Genomic DNA, 15,582 nt, shown 5'->3' with positions numbered 1-15,582 from the left:
AGCTGACATGACGACCGAAATCGAATGGTGGGAGTATGACGACGCCGAAGAGATGGCCGAGGCCGTCGCCGGCGATGTCGGCTTCATCATCGAAAGCGCGATCGATGCGCGCGGCGCCGCGGTCATCGCACTGGCCGGCGGCAAGACGCCGCTGCCGATCTACGAGAAGCTGGCCAAGGCCAAGATCGACTGGAAGCGGGTCACGATCGTCCCCGGCGACGACCGGATGGTGCCGCTGGGCGATCCGTTGTCGAACGTGACGGCGATCGGCAAGATCTTCCTGCCCAAGGGCGCGCGCGTGATCCCGCTGATCAGTTCGACCGTCGCCGACTACAAGGCAGCCGGCCGCGCGGCGGACGCGCTGCTCCAGGATCTTCACTGGCCGCTCGACCTGTGCCTGCTCGGCGTGGGCGGCGACGGACATGCCGCGTCGATCTTTCCCGGCCCCGACTATGACGAGGCGCTCAACGGGCCGAAGGAGCGCCGCGCGCTGGGCGTGATGCCCGATCCGCTGCCGCCCGAGGCTCCCGTCGCCCGCGTGACGCTGAGCCGCGAGGCGATCGTCACGGCACGCGCGCTGATGATCGCGATCACCGGGCAGGCCAAGCGCGACGTGCTGGAGGCGGCGATCGCCGCGGGCGCTTCGTCCCCCTATCCCGTCGGCCGCATCCTGGCCGATGTCGAACTGCCGCTCGACGTGCACTGGGCCGCCTGACATGACGCTTCACCCCGAAATCGCCGCCGTCACCGATCGCATCATCGACCGGTCGAAGGAAAAGCGCGCCGCCTATCTGGCGCTGATCCAGCGTGAGCGGGAATCGGGGAACGATCGCCCCAAGCTGGGCTGCGCCAATCTGGCGCATGCCTATGCCGGTACCGACGAGCAGCGCGAACGGCTGACGGCCGGGCGATCGATGAACATCGGCATCGTCACCTCGTACAACGACATGCTGTCGGCGCATGCGGTCTACTATCGCTATCCCGAGCAGATGAAGCTGTGGGCGATCGAAGCCGGCGCGACCGCGCAGGTCGCCGGCGGCGTGCCGGCGATGTGCGACGGGGTGACCCAGGGCTATCAGGGCATGGAATTGTCGCTGTTCAGCCGCGACACGATCGCGATGGGCACGGCGATCGCGCTGAGCCATCGCACCTTCGAAGGCGCGGCGTTGCTCGGCATATGCGACAAGATCGTGCCGGGGCTGCTGATGGGGGCGCTGCGCTTCGGGCATCTGCCGATGCTGCTCGTACCGGGCGGGCCGATGCGGTCGGGCCTGCCCAACAAGGAAAAGGCGGCGGTTCGCGAACGCTATGCCGAGGGCAAGGCGAGCCGCGAGGAACTGCTCGAGGCGGAAATCTCCGCCTATCATTCGAAGGGCACCTGCACCTTCTATGGCACCGCCAATTCCAACCAGATGATGATGGAGGCGATGGGGCTGCACATCCCCGGCGCCGCGTTCGCCAATCCCGGCACCAAGCTGCGTCAGGAACTGACCCGCGCCGCGGTGCACCGCCTGACCGAGATCGGCTGGAACGGCGACGATTATCGGCCGCTGGGCCATGTCGTCGACGAGCGCGCGGTGGTGAACGCCGCCATTGCCCTGCTCGCCACCGGCGGATCGACCAACCACCTGATCCACCTGCCTGCGATCGCGCGCGCGGCCGGCGTCGTGATCGACTGGGAGGATTTCGACCGCCTCTCGCGCATCATCCCGCTGCTGACCCGCGTCTATCCCAACGGATCGGCCGATGTGAACGGGTTCGAGGATGCCGGCGGCCCCGCCTTCGTCATTCGCGAGTTGCTGCGCGGCGGCCTGATGCACGCCGACGCCCTTACGATCGCGAAGGACGGCATGGCCGCCTATGGACGCAAGCCGGTGATCGACGAGAGCGACTCGCTTGCCTGGCCCGAGCTGCCCGCGACCAGCGGCGACACGTCGATCGTCCGCACCATCGAGGAGCCTTTTTCGGAAGAGGGTGGCTTCCGGATCCTGGCCGGCAATCTCGGCCGTGCCTGCATCAAGGTGAGCGCAGTCGAACGCGATCGCTGGACGATCGAGGCACCCTGCCGCGTGTTCAGCGACCAGCAGGAGGTGCAGGACGCATTCCGCGCGGGCGAACTCGATCGCGACGTGGTCGTCGTGATGCGGTTCCAGGGACCGCGCGCCAACGGCATGCCCGAACTCCACAAGCTCACCCCGCCGCTGGGCGTGCTCCAGAACAAGGGCTTTCGCGTGGCGCTGGTCACCGACGGCCGCATGTCGGGCGCATCGGGCAAGGTCCCGGCGGCGATCCATATCAGCCCGGAGGCGCTGGGCGGCGGGCCGCTCGGCAAGCTGCGCGACGGCGACATCATCAAGCTGTGTGCCGAGGAGGGTATCCTGGAAGCCCTGGTCGATCCGGCCGAGTGGGCGGCGCGCGACCATGCAGCCCCCCCGCCCCCTGCCATCGGTACCGGTCGCGAGCTGTTCGCCATGATGCGGATCGGCGCGTGCGAGGCCGAACTCGGCGGGTCGGCGATGCTCGCCGCGGCGGAACTCTGAAAATTCCTGGCCTGACAACGATGACATTCCCGTCCGTTGCCGATAAGGCGTCCCAAACGGTTCGGGGAGAGTGCATGGAAGTCGTTGCGGTCGATATCGGTGGCACCCATGCCCGCTTCGCCATCGCCGAAGTGGCGGGAGGCCGTGTCGTCTCGATGGGCGAGACGGTGAAGCAGAAGGTCGCCGAGCATTCGAGCCTTCAGCTGGCCTGGCAGGCCTATGGCGAGACGATCGGACGCCCGCTGCCCAAGGCGGCGGCGATCGCGGTGGCCTCGCCGATCAATGGCGAGCTGATCAAGCTGACCAACAATCCGTGGATCATCCGTCCGCAGTTGATCCCCCAGCGGCTCGGCGCCGATGTCTGGAAGCTGGTCAATGATTTCGAGGCGATCGGCCATGCCGTCGCCCAGTTGGGCCCCGAGTCTTTCCAGCACCTGTGCGGCCCGGACGAGACGCTGCCCGATCGCGGTTCGCTGACGGTGTGCGGGCCCGGCACCGGTCTGGGCGTCGCGCAGGTATTCCGCCACAAGGCCGGATACGAGATCATCGCAACCGAGGGCGGCCACATGGATTTCGCCCCGCTCGACGGCATCGAGGATGCGATCGTCAAGCGGCTGCGCAAGACCTACAACCGCGTCTCGTCCGAACGGATCGTCGCAGGTCCCGGCATCGTGGCAATCTATGAGACGCTGGCCGAGATCGAGGGCAAGCCGATCGCCTCGCGCGACGACAAGACGATCTGGCAGATGGCGCTGGAGGGTCAGGACAGCCTGGCCGTCGCCGCGCTCGACCGGTTCTGCCTCAGCCTGGGGGCGGTTGCGGGCGACCTGGCGCTGGCGCACGGGCCGACCGGAGTGGTGATCGCGGGCGGTTTGGGCTTGCGGCTTAAGGACCATCTGCTGCAATCGGGCTTTGGCGAGCGGTTCGTCGCCAAGGGAAGATTCCGCAACCTCATGTCCTCTATTCCGGTCAAGCTGATCACCCATCCCGAGCCCGGCCTGTACGGCGCGGCGGCGGCATTCGCACAGGAGCACGCATCATGAGCATCGAGTCCGGAATCGAGGCCATCATGCGGACCGCGCCGGTCATCCCGGTGCTGGTGATCCACGATGCGGCCGAGGCGAAGCCGCTGGCCGAGGCGCTGGTGCGCGGCGGGCTGCGCGTCCTCGAGGTGACGATGCGCACGCCGGCGGCGCTCGACGCGATCCGCGAGATGAAGCAGGTCCCGGGCGCGATCGTCGGGGCGGGCACGGTCGTCAGCGAGCAGCAGTTCGCGCAGGTCATGGATGCGGGCGCCGAGTTCATCGTCTCCCCCGGACTGACCGAGAAGCTGGCCGATCCGATCATCGCCAGCGGCGTGCCGTTCCTGCCCGGAACTGCGACGGCCGGCGACATCATGCGCGGGCTCGACCTGGGCCTGGAGCATTTCAAGTTCTTCCCGGCCGAGACGTCGGGCGGTCTCAAGGCGCTGAAGGCGCTGGCCGCGCCCTTCTACCAGGCGAAATTCTGTCCGACCGGCGGGATCACCCTGGCCAGCGCACCCGAATGGCTCGCCTTCGACCCGGTGCTGTGCGTCGGCGGCAGCTGGATCGCGACCGGCTCGCTCGACGAGGTCGAGGCCAAGGCGCGCGAGGCGGCCGCATTTCCGCGCTGAGGCGCGGCCGGCACGTCCTTGCAAAACAATAGAGCGCTCGCCTGTCCCGTGACAGGCGAGCGCTCTTTCGTTTCAGGGCCGGGATGAAGCGCCGGCCGGGCGGATTACTGCATCTCTCCGCGAGCGCGGCGCAGGTCGCGCCACTTGGCCACATTGGCGTTATGCTGGTCGAGCGTCTCGGCGAAGACATGGCCGCCGGTGCCGTCGGCGACGAAATAGACCGAGTTGGTCCGCTCCGGATTCAGCGCCGCGTCGATCGATTCCCGGCTGGGATTGGCGATCGGGCCCTTCGGCAGGCCGACCATCGAATAGGTGTTATAGTCGTTCACCGCGTCGATTTCCGAGCGCAGGATGCGGCGGCCCAGCGGCTTGCCCCTGGTGATCGGGTAGATGATCGTCGGATCCGCCTGCAGCTTCATGCCGCGCTTCAGCCGGTTCGAATAGACGCCGGCGACCATGCGGCGCTCGGACGGCTTGCCGGTTTCCTTCTCGATGATCGAGGCCAGGATCACGGCCTGTTCGGGCGTGCTGACCGCAATTCCCGGCGAACGCCGCGCCCAGGCGGCGGCGAGATAGTCGCGCATCGCCTTCTGCATCCGGCCGACCACGACCTGGCGGGTATCGCCGCGATTATAGGCATAGCTGTCGGGCAGGATCGATCCTTCGGCCGGAACCGCGACATCGCCGGTCAGGTGATCGGCCTTCATCAGCGCCTCATAGGCGAGAATCGACGGCATGCCCGGGGTCACCGTCACCATCCGCTGGAGAGTGCGCCCGCCCTGCATCAGTTTCAGGATGTCGGACTGGCTCTGCCCGGCCACGAAGCGATATTCGCCGGCCTTGATCGGCTCACTGCCGCCGAACAGCTTCGAGAACAGGACGAACATCCGGGCCGAGCGGATCGTCCCGGTCTTCTCCAGTTCGTCGGCTGCGCGGTTCAGGCTGGCGCCAACCGGGACGATCACGGTGGTGTTCGCCGTGGACGGGCCCCGCCCGCCCCATAAATGCACCACGCCAAGCCCGCCGGCGATGGCGAGCAGCAGCGCCGCGACCAGCAGGACGCACCCGGCCCGCCCCCGCTTCCGTACCGGAGGCGGGGGAATGGGAGCAGGGTCCGTCTGCTGGACCGGATCAGACAGCTTTCATCACCAGGCTGGCATTGGTGCCGCCGAAACCGAACGAGTTGTTCAGCACGGCCTTCACCTTGCGCTCCTTGGCGACGTGCGGGACCAGGTCGACGCCCGCGCAATTCTCGCTCGGATTGTCGAGGTTCAGCGTCGGCGGCACGATCTGGTCGCGCAGCGCGAGGATGCAGAAGATGCTCTCGACCGCGCCGGCGCCGCCCAGCAGGTGGCCGATCGCCGACTTGGTCGACGACATCGACAGGCTGCCGATATTGCTGCCGAACAGCTTGCGCACCGCGCCGAGTTCCAGCTCGTCGCCCAGCGGGGTCGAGGTGCCGTGGGCGTTGACATAGTCGATGTCCGACAGGTCCAGGCCCGACTTGCGCATCGCCATCTGCATCGACCGGAACGCGCCCGAACCCTCGGGATGCGGCGCGGTCACGTGATAGGCGTCGCCCGACAGGCCATAGCCGACGACCTCGGCATAGATCTTCGCGCCGCGCGCCTTGGCGTGCTCATATTCCTCGAGCACGACGACGCCGGCGCCCTCGCCCATCACGAACCCGTCGCGATCGACGTCATAGGGACGGCTGGCGCGGGTCGGATCGTCGCGGAAGCCGGTCGACAGCGCGCGCGCCTGGCCGAACCCGGCAATGCCGATCGGGCAGATCGCGCCCTCGGCGCCGCCGGCGAGCATGATGTCGGCATCGTCCATCGCGATCATCCGGGCTGCGTCGCCGATCGAATGGGCGCCGGTCGAACAGGCGGTGACCACCGCGTGGTTCGGGCCCATCAGGCCGTATTTGATCGAGACCTGGCCCGAGATCAGGTTGATCAGGCGGCCATGGACGAAGTGCGGCGACACGCGCTTGGGGCCCTTGGCCGCCAGAACGAGCGATTCGCTCTCGATGCCCGGCAGGCCGCCGATGCCCGCACCGATCGAGCAGCCGGCGCGGAACCGCGTCTCCTCGTCCATGTCGGTCAGGCCGGCATCCTCGATCGCCTGCCCCGCGGCGTCGATGCCATAGACGATGAACGGATCGACCTGGCGCTGGATCTTGTGATCGACGCGCTTGCCGGGATCGAACCCATATTCATGGTCGGCCGGCTTCACTTCGCAGGCATAATTGGTCTGGAAGTCGGTCGCATCGAAGCGGGTGATGGTGGCCGCGCCCGATTTGGAAGCGATGATGTTCTTCCACGCGGTTTCGACATCCGCTCCCAGCGGGGTGACGAGGCCGAGCCCGGTCACGACTACACGGCGCATCCTGTGTCTCCGTCAAACTTATCAGATTCGAAACGCGCATAGTCGCAAAAGCGCCGCGCATAAACAAAACGGCTCCCCGCCCCCCGTGATGCCACGTCAGAGGCGGGAAGCCGCTTAACTTTCACTGCCGGCCATCAGGCACAGCCGCGTGGACGCCTCAGGCGCCCTGGTGCTCGCTGATATACTTGATCGCGTCACCCACGGTCGTGATCTTCTCGGCCGCGTCGTCGGGGATCTCGACGCCGAACTCTTCCTCGAAGGCCATCACCAGCTCGACGATGTCGAGGCTGTCGGCGCCCAGATCGTCGATGAAGCTGGCTTCCGGCTTCACTTCGCTGGCTTCGACGCCGAGGTGATCGACCACGATCGTCTTGACGCGTTCCTCGGTGCTCATGGTCCCTGTTTTCCTTCTGTTGGGGCTCTGAATTCGTCAACCGCACGTAGAGCGCTGCCAACGCGGTTGCAAGAGGGCCGCGGCCCTGCGGACGAACAGTTGGGTCGGAAGTCGATCAGCGCCGTTTCCGGCACGACGAGTGACCCTGCACATCCATTATCGGTTCAGCTTTGCGCCTGCGATCACACCATCGCCATGCCGCCGTTGACGTGAATCGTCTGGCCGGTGACATAGCCTGCATCCCTGCTGGCGAGATAGACGACCGCCGCCGCGATATCCTCGCCGGTGCCCAGGTCGCCCGCCGGAATCCGGCCGAGCAGCGCGGTCTTCTGCGCCTCGGGCAGCACGTCGGTCATTGCCGAGCGGATGAAGCCGGGCGCGACGCAGTTGACGGTGATGTTGCGGCTGGCCAGTTCCTGCGCCAGCGCCTTGGACATGCCGACCAGCCCCGCCTTCGACGCGGCATAATTGGCCTGGCCCGGATTGCCGGTCTGGCCGACGACCGAGGTGATCGAGATGACGCGGCCGAACCGCGCCTTCATCATCGGCTTGGCCGCGGCGCGGATCAGGCGGAACGCAGCCTCCAGGTTCACGGTGATGACCTGGTCCCACTCCTCGTCCTTCATCCGCATCGCCAGATTGTCGCGGGTGACGCCGGCATTGTTGACGAGGATGTCGAGCTTGCCCAGCGCCTCGACCGCGCGCGGCACCAGCGCATCGACCTCGGCCGCATCGGACAGGTTGCATGTCAGCGCGACATGATCCCCGCCCAGCTCGGCGCGAAACGCCTCGAGCTTCTCCGCATTCGATCCCGAGACCGCCAGCCGCGCCCCCTGCGCCGCCAGCCCCCGCGCGATCGCCGAACCGATCCCGCCAGAGGCGCCGGTGACGAGGGCAGTCATGCCTGTGAGGTCGAACATCTTGGTTTCCTTTGTAGTCGAATGAGCATTTAAATATTCGCGCAGAGACGCGGAGGCGCAGAGGGGTCGTGATTGTTGACCAGCCGCCGAATGCCTTCCTTGAGCGTCGCTCCGCCGAAATTGAGAAGCAGCCCGACGGGCTGCCCGGTCAAACGCAGATAGGTCAGAAGCTGCTTCGCATGGGCCGCATGCAGCTGGTCCACCGACTTGATCTCGACCAGCAGCCGACCGTCGACCAGCAGGTCGATCCGGAACGCCGCCTCGAACCGCATGTCCTCGAACACGATATCGACCGGCTTCTGCCGCGCGACGGCATAGCCCATCGATACCAGCTTAGCCGCGAGCACAGTCTCGTACACGGACTCGAGCAGGCCCGGACCGAGCTCGCGATTGATCCTCATCGCCACGTCGATGACGTCTCCGCTGATCCGGTCGATCTCCTTCACACGCTCGCTCTCTGCGCCTCCGCGTCTCTGCGCGCACCAATCTTCCTATAACTAGAGCGCCTTCGCCAGCGCTTCGATGTCGTCCATCGTCACAACGCTGGTGACCGTCGCGTCGGGGGTGATGCGCTTGACCATGCCGCCCAGAACCTTGCCGCCCAGCTCGACGAAATCGGTGACGTCGGCGGCGAACATCGCCGCGACCGATTCGCGCCAGCGGACCATGCCCGTCACCTGCTCGATCAGCAGCGTGCGGATCGTCGCGGGATCGGCGACCGGGGCCGCGGTGACGTTGGCGTAGACCGGCACCAGCGGCGCCTGGATCGCGACGTCGGCCAGCGCCTTTTCCATCGCATCGGCGGCCGGCTGCATCAGCGGGCAGTGGAACGGCGCCGACACCGGCAACAGCAGCGCGCGCTTGGCGCCGTGATCCTTGGCGATGGCGATGGCGCGGTCGATCGCCGCCTTCGCGCCGGAGATCACGACCTGGGTCGGGTCATTGTCGTTGGCGACGGTGCACACCTCGCCCTCGGCGGCGGCATCGGCGATCGCCTGCGCCTTGGTCAGGTCGGCACCCAGCAGCGCGGCCATCGCGCCGACGCCGACCGGCACCGCCGCCTGCATCGCATCGCCGCGGATGCGCAGCAGCCGGGCGGTGGTCGACAGGTCGATCGCGCCGGCCGCGCACAGGGCGCTATATTCGCCCAGCGAGTGGCCCGCGACGAAATCGGCCTTCTCGGCGAGGCGGATGCCGCCTTCCTTCTCCAGCACCCGCAGCACCGCGATGGCATTCGCCATGATCGCCGGCTGGGCATTGGCGGTCAGCACCAGCTGATCCTCGGGACCTTCCGTCATCAGCTTGAAGAGGTTCTGGCCCAGTGCCTCGTCGACTTCCTGGAAGACCTCGCGCGCGGCGGCGCTGGATTCGGCAAGTGCCTTGCCCATGCCGACGGCCTGGCTGCCCTGGCCGGGGAAGATGAATGCGCGCATGGCTGGCTCCTTCATGATGAAGCGGGGGCGTTAGAAAAGTTGCGCCGCGATGCCAAGCCCAACGCGCAGGCGACACTTTGCGACCATTTCAGCCGCAACGCGACAAACGCCTGCGACATGCGACCCCCATTTTGACCTCAACGCCGGATCGCCCGGTGTCTCGATGAGGAGAGCAATCATGAAGAAGTTCATTCTGGCAGTCGCCGCGGTCTCGATGGTCGCAACCCCCGTGCTCGCCGCCCCGGCACAGCAGCGGCATCAGACCGTCACCAAGACGGTCGTGAAACACAAGCCCAATGGCCGCACCGTGGTGAAGCAGACGGTGCGCAGGCCCGCCCCGCAATATCGCACCTCGTGGCGCAAGGGTGAGCGGTTCGACTATCGCCAGGCGCGCAACTATCGCCAGGTCGACTATCGCAGCTATCACGGCCGTCTGAAGGCCCCGCCGCGCGGCTATCGCTATGTCCAGTCGGGCAATGACGCGGTGCTGGTCGGCATCACCAGCGGCCTGATCGCCGCAGTCTTCGCCAACGTCCTGCGCTGATAATGACGGCGGGGCCCCTCGGGGCTCCGCCGATCGCCTGTCCTCCGGATCAGTTGACCGGGGTCGGCAGCGCCCTGCCCGCGACATGGGCGTCGATATTGGCTACGACCAGGTCGAGCATGGCACCCCGAGTCTCGACGGTCGCGCTGCCGCGATGGGGCTGCAGCACGACCTGATCCATCCCCAACAACTCTCCCGGGACGTCGGGCTCGTCCGCGAACACGTCGAGTCCCGCCCCGGCAATCCTGCCCTCTCTCAATGCAGCGACGAGCGCCGGCTGGTCGACCGCATTGCCGCGCCCGACATTGATCAGCACGCCGTCGGGACCCAGCGCCTCGAGCACTTCCGCCCCGACCAGCCGGTCGGTCGCCGCGCCGCCGGGCAGGACGAGGATCAGCGTCTCGACCGCCGATGCCAGCGACACGAGATCGGGATGATAGGCATGGTCGACACCCTCCTGCCGGTGACGTCCGCTATAGGCGATGGTGCAGTCCATCGCCTCCAGCCGCCGCGCGATCGCCTTGCCGATCCGGCCCAGGCCGGCGATCCCGACCCGGCGCCCGCTGGCGCGGTGGCCGAGGGGGAACGCCTCTCCCGCCGCCCAGCCGCCCCGGCGCACCAGCCGGTCGCCGGTGGCGATGCCGCGATAGACCGACACCATCAGTGCGACGGCAAGGTCGGCGACATCGTCTGTCAGGACATCGGGCGTATTGGTCACCCGGATGCCGCGAGCGGTCGCCGCGCCGACATCGACGCTGTCATAGCCGACCCCGTGCACCGCGATCAGTTCCAGTCCGGGCATCGCATCCATCACCGCCCCGTCCACAGCCGAGCCGCCGCCCGGGACCAGTGCGATCGCCGCACGGGCGTCCGGGCCATCGGCATCGACCAGGGTATGGCGATCCTCGATCAGAGGGGCGATTCGGGGCATCAGCGCCGCGTTCACGGCTATGGTCGGTCGGGTCATGGCGATGCCTTGCGCCGCTCGCCTGCCGTGGCGCAACCCCGCTGCGGTCCGGCTGCGACGGACGGGATCAGCTCGTCGGCTGGCCCCATCCGCCACCCAGCGCCCGGAACAGGTCGATCTGTGCGCCGGCGATCGACGCGTCCGCCGCGGCCAGCGACGCCTCGGCATCGGCAAAGGTCCGCTCGGCATCCAGCAGCGCCAGCGAATCGATATCGCCCTCGCGCTGACGGGCACGGGCGATGTTCACCGCGACCTCGGCCTCGTTGCGCGCGGTCTGCAACGCGGTGCGCTGCTCGATCACACGGGCATAGGCCGACAATGCAGTCTCGGTCTCGCGCAGCGCGCCCAGGACTGCGCCGTCGAACTGGGCGAGGGCCACCTGGCTGTCCGCCTCCGCCGCTGCGATCCGGGCACGCGCCGGCTCGGGATTGATGTTCCAGCGGATAAGCCCGCCCAGCAGCCAGCGCAGCGGACCACCCCCGAAAATGTCGTCGAAACCGATCCCGGTCGATCCCCCCGACGCGCCGAGGCTGATCCGGGGATAAAGGTCCGCGGTCGCCACCCCGATCCGCGCGGTTGCAGCCGCCAGGCGGCGTTCGGCCGCGCGGACATCGGGCCGCCGCGCGAGCAAGGCGGCGCCGTCGCCCACCGGGATCGGCTGGTCGATATGGAGCAGCGCGGTGCTGCGCTGCCGCGCCTCCGCCGGCAGGTCGGCCGGGGCACGGCCCGTCAACATGGCGAGGCGGAACAGCGCAGCATCCCGCTGGGCGGCAAGCGCCGGCACGTCGGCCTGACGCTGGTTGCGAAGCGCGGCGATTCGCGACGTGTCGAGCCGCGTCGCCAGGCCGACGGTGCGGCGACGCTCGGTCAGGTCGATCGAGCGGTCGAGCAGCGCGACGATCCGCTCCGCGACCTCGAGCCGCGCCGCAAGCGAGCTGGCATCGGCATAGGCACGCGCGGTTTCCGCCGCCACCATCACCCGCACGGCGGCGGCATCGAAGGTCGCGGCGGCCAAGTCGCCCCGCGCCGCCTCGACGCCGCGGCCCAGTCGGCCGAACAGGTCGACTTCATAGGAAACGTCGAGGCCGATATCGACCTGCCAATTCTCCCGGTCCATGCCGGGCAGGCGCTGTTGCGCGGGCGTGCGGCCATAATCGGCACTTGCCCCCGCGCTTGCCTGGGGAAGCCGCGCCGCGCCCGCGCCGCGCAGATCGGCGCGGGCGCGCTCGATCCTGGCGAGCGCCGCCCGCACATCGGTATTGGCCGCCAGGGCATCGCCGACGAGCCGGTCGAGGACCGGATCGTCATAGAGACGCCACCAATTGCCCTGAACGGGGTCGGGCGACACCACCGGACTGGTGGCGACGAACGGACCGGCTGCCGCTGCCGACGTCGCCGGCGGGACATGGTCGGGTCCGGTCGCGCAGGCGGCGAGCGCCAGCGCGGACACGGTTGCGATCAGCGAACGATACATGAGCATGGCTCCTTATTCGGCCGGCTGGAGCTGGGGCTCTGCTGCCCCTGCCCCGCCCTGCGGCTTGCCGCGGCGGCGCGACAGGCGATCGCCCAGCGCACGGCACACGACATAGAAGGTCGGCGTGAAGATCAGGCCGAAGCCCGTGACCCCGAGCATCCCGAAGAACACCGCGGTGCCCAGCGCCTGGCGAAGCTCGGCGCCTGCACCCGTCGCGATCAGCAGCGGCACCGCGCCGAGCACGAAGGCGAATGAGGTCATCAGGATCGGACGCAGCCGATCCTGGGCCGCGCGCACGGCGGCCTCGATCGGGGACAGACCGTCATTGCTTTCTGCCTGGCGGGCGAACTCGACCACGAGGATCGCGTTCTTCGCCGCGAGCGCGATGAGCACGACCAGTCCGATCTGGGTCAGGACGTTATTGTCCATCCCCCTCAGATTGACCCCGATCATCGCCGCCAACAGGCACATCGGCACGATCAGGATGATCGACAGCGGCAGCACCACGCTTTCATATTGCGCCGCCAGCACCAGGAAGACGAACACCACTGCCAGCGCGAAGACGAGCGTCGCGGTATTGCCGGCCAGTTCCTGCTGGAACGCGATGTCGGTCCATTCGGTATCGAACCCGGCCGGCAGCGATTCGGCAGCGAGCCGCTCCATCGTCACCAGCGACTGGCCCGACGAGAAGCCCGGCGCAGTGTTGCCGTCGACCTCGACTGCGGGGAACATGTTGTAGCGCACCACGCGGTACGGGCCGGTCTTGTCCTCGAACGTCGCGACCGAACCGATCGGCACCATCGCGCCGCTGTTCGACCGGGTCTTCAGGTTGGCGATGTCGGACTCCGTCGCGCGGAAGGGCGCATCGGCCTGCGCGGTGACGCGATAGGTGCGGCCCAGCAGGTTGAAGTCGTTGACGAAGGCCGAGCCGAGATAGACGTTCAGCGCCTCGAACACCCGCTCGGGCGGAACGCCCAGCATGTCGGCCTTGCGCCGGTCGATATCGGCGAAGATCCGCGGCGTCGCGGTGTCGAAGAAGGTATAGGCGCCGGCCAGGCCGGGTGCCTGGTTTGCCTTGCCGATCAGGCCGTAAGCCTGCTTCGCCAGTTCCTCATAGCCATGGCCGCCACGGTCCTGGACCATCATCCGGAAGCCGCCGGCTGCGCCGATGCCCTGGATGACAGGGGGCGGGACGATCATCAGCCGCGCTTCGGTGATGTCCGCGGTCGCCTTGCGCGCCTCGTCCATGATCTGGTCGACATGGATGCCGCGGCGATCCTTGAAGTCCTTCAGCGGGATATAGGCGGCGGCGGCGTTGGGGGCGAGCGTCTGCGACGGACCGTCGAAGCCGGCCAGCATGACCGCGCCCTTCACGCCCTCGAGCGGCAGGATGCGCTGCGCGACCTTGCGCATGACCGCATCGGTCCGCTCGACCGACGAGCCGGGCGGCAGCTGGATGACGGTCAGGAAATAGCCCTGGTCCTGCATCGGGATGAAGCCGGTCGGGGTCGACCACAACAGCCCGATGGTCGCGGCGATCAGGCCGACATAGGTCACCATGACCCGCTTCGGCCGCGTGACAAGCGCACGGGTCAGGCGGCTGTAGCGATCGCTCATCCGCTCGAACCCGCGGTTGAACCAGTCGCCCGCGGCGCGGATGCCGCGCATCACCCGGTTGGAGGTCGGCTTGTCCTCGGCATGGCCTTTCAGCAGCACCGCGGCGAGCGCCGGCGACAGGGTGAGAGAGACGATCAGCGAGATGATCGTCGCGGTCGAGATGGTCGCAGCGAACTGCTGGTAGAAGGCACCCGAGATGCCGTTCATGAACAGGGTCGGGATGAACACGGCGCACAGCACCGCGACGATCGCGACCAGCGCCGCCGACACCTCGTCCATCGAGGTGAACGCCGCCTGCAGCGGGGTCATGCCGCGCGACAGGTTTCGCTCGACATTCTCGACCACGACGATCGCGTCGTCGACGACGATGCCGATGGCGAGCACCAGCCCGAACAGCGACAGGTTGTTGAGCGAATAGCCGACCATCAGCAGCACCGCGAAGGTGCCGATCAGCGAGACCGGGATGGCCACGACCGGGATGATCGCGGCGCGCCAGCGCTGGAGGAACACGATGATGACGAGGACGACGAGCACGATCGCCTCGCCCAGCGTCTTCATCACTTCGTCGATCGACTGGGCGATGAAGTCGGTGGGGTTGTAGATTACCTCATAGGCCAGGCCCTTGGGGAAGTGCTTCTCGAGCGTCTTCATTTCCTGTTCGATCGCCTGGGCGGCGGCGAGCGCATTGGAGCCGGGACGCTGGAACACGCCGAGCAGAACCGTGGGTTCGCCCGACAGATAGGTATTGGTGGAATAGTCCGCGGCGCCCAGTTCGACGCGCGCCACATCGGCGACGCGGACCTGATGGCCATCGGCGTCAGAACGGATCACGACGTTCGAGAATTGCTGCGGGTCGACCAGCCGGCCCTGCGTCTCGACATTGAGCTGGAAGGCGTTGCCCTGGTTATAGGGCGGCTGCCCCAGCGTGCCGGCGGCGACCTGGACGTTCTGCGCCCGCAGCGCCTGGACGATGTCGCCCGCGGTCAGGTTGAGCGCGGCGGCGCGGCCCGGATCGATCCAGATCCGCATCGAATAGTCGCGCGCGCCGAACAACTGCACATCGCCCACGCCCTCGATCCGGGCGAGGCGATCCTTCACCTGCGTCAGCGCATAGTTGGACAGATATTGCGTATCGAGCGAGCGGTCGGGCGAGACCAGATTGACCACCATCAGGAAGTCCGGCGTGGTCTTCTTGGTGACGATGCCCAGCCGCTGGACCTCCTGCGGCAGGCGCGGCACCGCGATCGCGACGCGGTTCTGAACCAGAACCTGCGCATCGTCGAGGTCGGTGCCCTGCTTGAAGGTGACGGTGATCGTCACCCGCCCGTCGCCGGTCGATTGCGACGACTGGTACAGCATGTTGTCGACGCCGTTGATCTCCTGTTCGATCGGCGCGGCGACGGTCTCGGCGACGGTTTCGGCAGATGCGCCCGGATAGGTGGCGGTGACGGTCACCGTGGGGGGCACGATGTTGGGATATTGCGAAACGGGAAGGCCCAGATAGGCGAGCCCGCCCACGATCGTGATCACGATCGCGATGACGGCCGCAAAGATCGGGCGCGTGATGAAGAACCGCGAGAGGCGCATGGCCTGCTCCTCGTGAAAAGAGGTCTGAATGGGGTTCCGCCGCCGGGTCGAGGGTTTGAGG

Annotated in this window: 14 protein-coding genes; 5 read left to right on the top strand and 9 right to left on the bottom strand. The window is 67.5% G+C overall.

Features of this window, described 5'->3' with window-relative positions; translation table 11 throughout:
* Window positions 1-7: 7 nt before the first annotated feature.
* The 4 genes from pgl to eda all read left to right on the top strand — a co-directional run bounded on the left by pgl (window position 8) and on the right by eda (window position 4,194).
* Complete coding sequence (gene pgl, locus TPR58_RS06765; protein ID WP_346245859.1) at window positions 8-715, top strand: 6-phosphogluconolactonase; 708 nt, start codon at window positions 8-10, stop codon at window positions 713-715.
* 1 nt (window position 716) lies between these two features.
* Window positions 717-2,540 (top strand): phosphogluconate dehydratase, encoded by a 1,824-nt coding sequence (gene edd, locus TPR58_RS06760; protein WP_346245858.1) that lies wholly within the window; start codon window positions 717-719, stop codon window positions 2,538-2,540.
* Window positions 2,541-2,614: 74 nt separating this feature from the next.
* Window positions 2,615-3,583, top strand: a complete 969-nt coding sequence (glk, locus tag TPR58_RS06755) for a glucokinase (protein WP_346245857.1) — start codon at window positions 2,615-2,617, stop codon at window positions 3,581-3,583.
* A complete protein-coding gene (gene eda / locus TPR58_RS06750) occupies window positions 3,580-4,194 on the top strand; it encodes a bifunctional 4-hydroxy-2-oxoglutarate aldolase/2-dehydro-3-deoxy-phosphogluconate aldolase (RefSeq protein ID WP_346245856.1) in 615 nt (204 codons plus the stop codon). The genes glk and eda overlap by 4 nt, the downstream gene beginning before the upstream one ends.
* 104 nt (window positions 4,195-4,298) lie before the next feature.
* Here eda and mltG read toward each other — a convergent pair whose 3' ends face one another.
* The 6 genes from mltG to fabD all read right to left on the bottom strand — a co-directional run bounded on the left by mltG (window position 4,299) and on the right by fabD (window position 9,332).
* On the bottom strand, window positions 4,299-5,297 hold the full coding sequence (mltG, locus tag TPR58_RS06745) for an endolytic transglycosylase MltG (RefSeq protein WP_428835702.1): 999 nt from the start codon (window positions 5,295-5,297) through the stop codon (window positions 4,299-4,301).
* Between the two features lie 28 nt (window positions 5,298-5,325).
* On the bottom strand, window positions 5,326-6,585 hold the full coding sequence (fabF, locus tag TPR58_RS06740) for a beta-ketoacyl-ACP synthase II (protein WP_346245855.1): 1,260 nt from the start codon (window positions 6,583-6,585) through the stop codon (window positions 5,326-5,328).
* 157 nt (window positions 6,586-6,742) lie between these two features.
* Window positions 6,743-6,979: an acyl carrier protein gene (locus TPR58_RS06735; protein WP_110153256.1), complete on the bottom strand. Its 237-nt coding sequence runs from the start codon at window positions 6,977-6,979 to the stop codon at window positions 6,743-6,745.
* Window positions 6,980-7,161: 182 nt separating this feature from the next.
* Window positions 7,162-7,899: a 3-oxoacyl-[acyl-carrier-protein] reductase gene (gene fabG / locus TPR58_RS06730; RefSeq protein ID WP_346245854.1), complete on the bottom strand. Its 738-nt coding sequence runs from the start codon at window positions 7,897-7,899 to the stop codon at window positions 7,162-7,164.
* Window positions 7,900-7,928: 29 nt separating this feature from the next.
* On the bottom strand, window positions 7,929-8,300 hold the full coding sequence (locus tag TPR58_RS06725; RefSeq protein WP_428835701.1) for a GxxExxY protein: 372 nt from the start codon (window positions 8,298-8,300) through the stop codon (window positions 7,929-7,931).
* Between the two features lie 96 nt (window positions 8,301-8,396).
* A complete protein-coding gene (gene fabD / locus TPR58_RS06720; RefSeq protein ID WP_346245852.1) occupies window positions 8,397-9,332 on the bottom strand; it encodes an ACP S-malonyltransferase in 936 nt (311 codons plus the stop codon).
* A 178-nt stretch (window positions 9,333-9,510) separates the two neighbouring features.
* Here fabD and TPR58_RS06715 point away from each other — a divergent pair, with 178 nt between their 5' ends.
* Window positions 9,511-9,876 carry an RcnB family protein gene (locus TPR58_RS06715; protein WP_346245851.1) on the top strand — a complete coding sequence of 122 codons (366 nt, stop codon included), beginning with the start codon at window positions 9,511-9,513 and terminating at the stop codon, window positions 9,874-9,876.
* A gap of 49 nt (window positions 9,877-9,925) precedes the next feature.
* Here TPR58_RS06715 and TPR58_RS06710 read toward each other — a convergent pair whose 3' ends face one another.
* From TPR58_RS06710 to TPR58_RS06700, 3 genes are all read right to left on the bottom strand, one after another.
* The gene (locus TPR58_RS06710; protein WP_346245850.1) at window positions 9,926-10,843 is read right to left on the bottom strand and encodes a 2-hydroxyacid dehydrogenase; all 918 of its coding nucleotides are present in this window, start codon (window positions 10,841-10,843) and stop codon (window positions 9,926-9,928) included.
* 67 nt (window positions 10,844-10,910) lie between these two features.
* Window positions 10,911-12,323 (bottom strand): efflux transporter outer membrane subunit, encoded by a 1,413-nt coding sequence (locus tag TPR58_RS06705; RefSeq protein WP_346245849.1) that lies wholly within the window; start codon window positions 12,321-12,323, stop codon window positions 10,911-10,913.
* A 6-nt stretch (window positions 12,324-12,329) separates the two neighbouring features.
* Entirely contained in the window at window positions 12,330-15,521 is a 3,192-nt protein-coding gene (locus TPR58_RS06700) for an efflux RND transporter permease subunit (protein ID WP_346245848.1), read from the bottom strand.
* Window positions 15,522-15,582 lie beyond the last annotated feature (61 nt).

Source organism: Sphingomonas rustica (assembly GCF_039652585.1).
Taxonomy (GTDB): Bacteria; Pseudomonadota; Alphaproteobacteria; order Sphingomonadales; family Sphingomonadaceae; genus Sphingomonas; species Sphingomonas rustica.
This window is presented reverse-complemented; position numbering and strand designations above follow the sequence as displayed.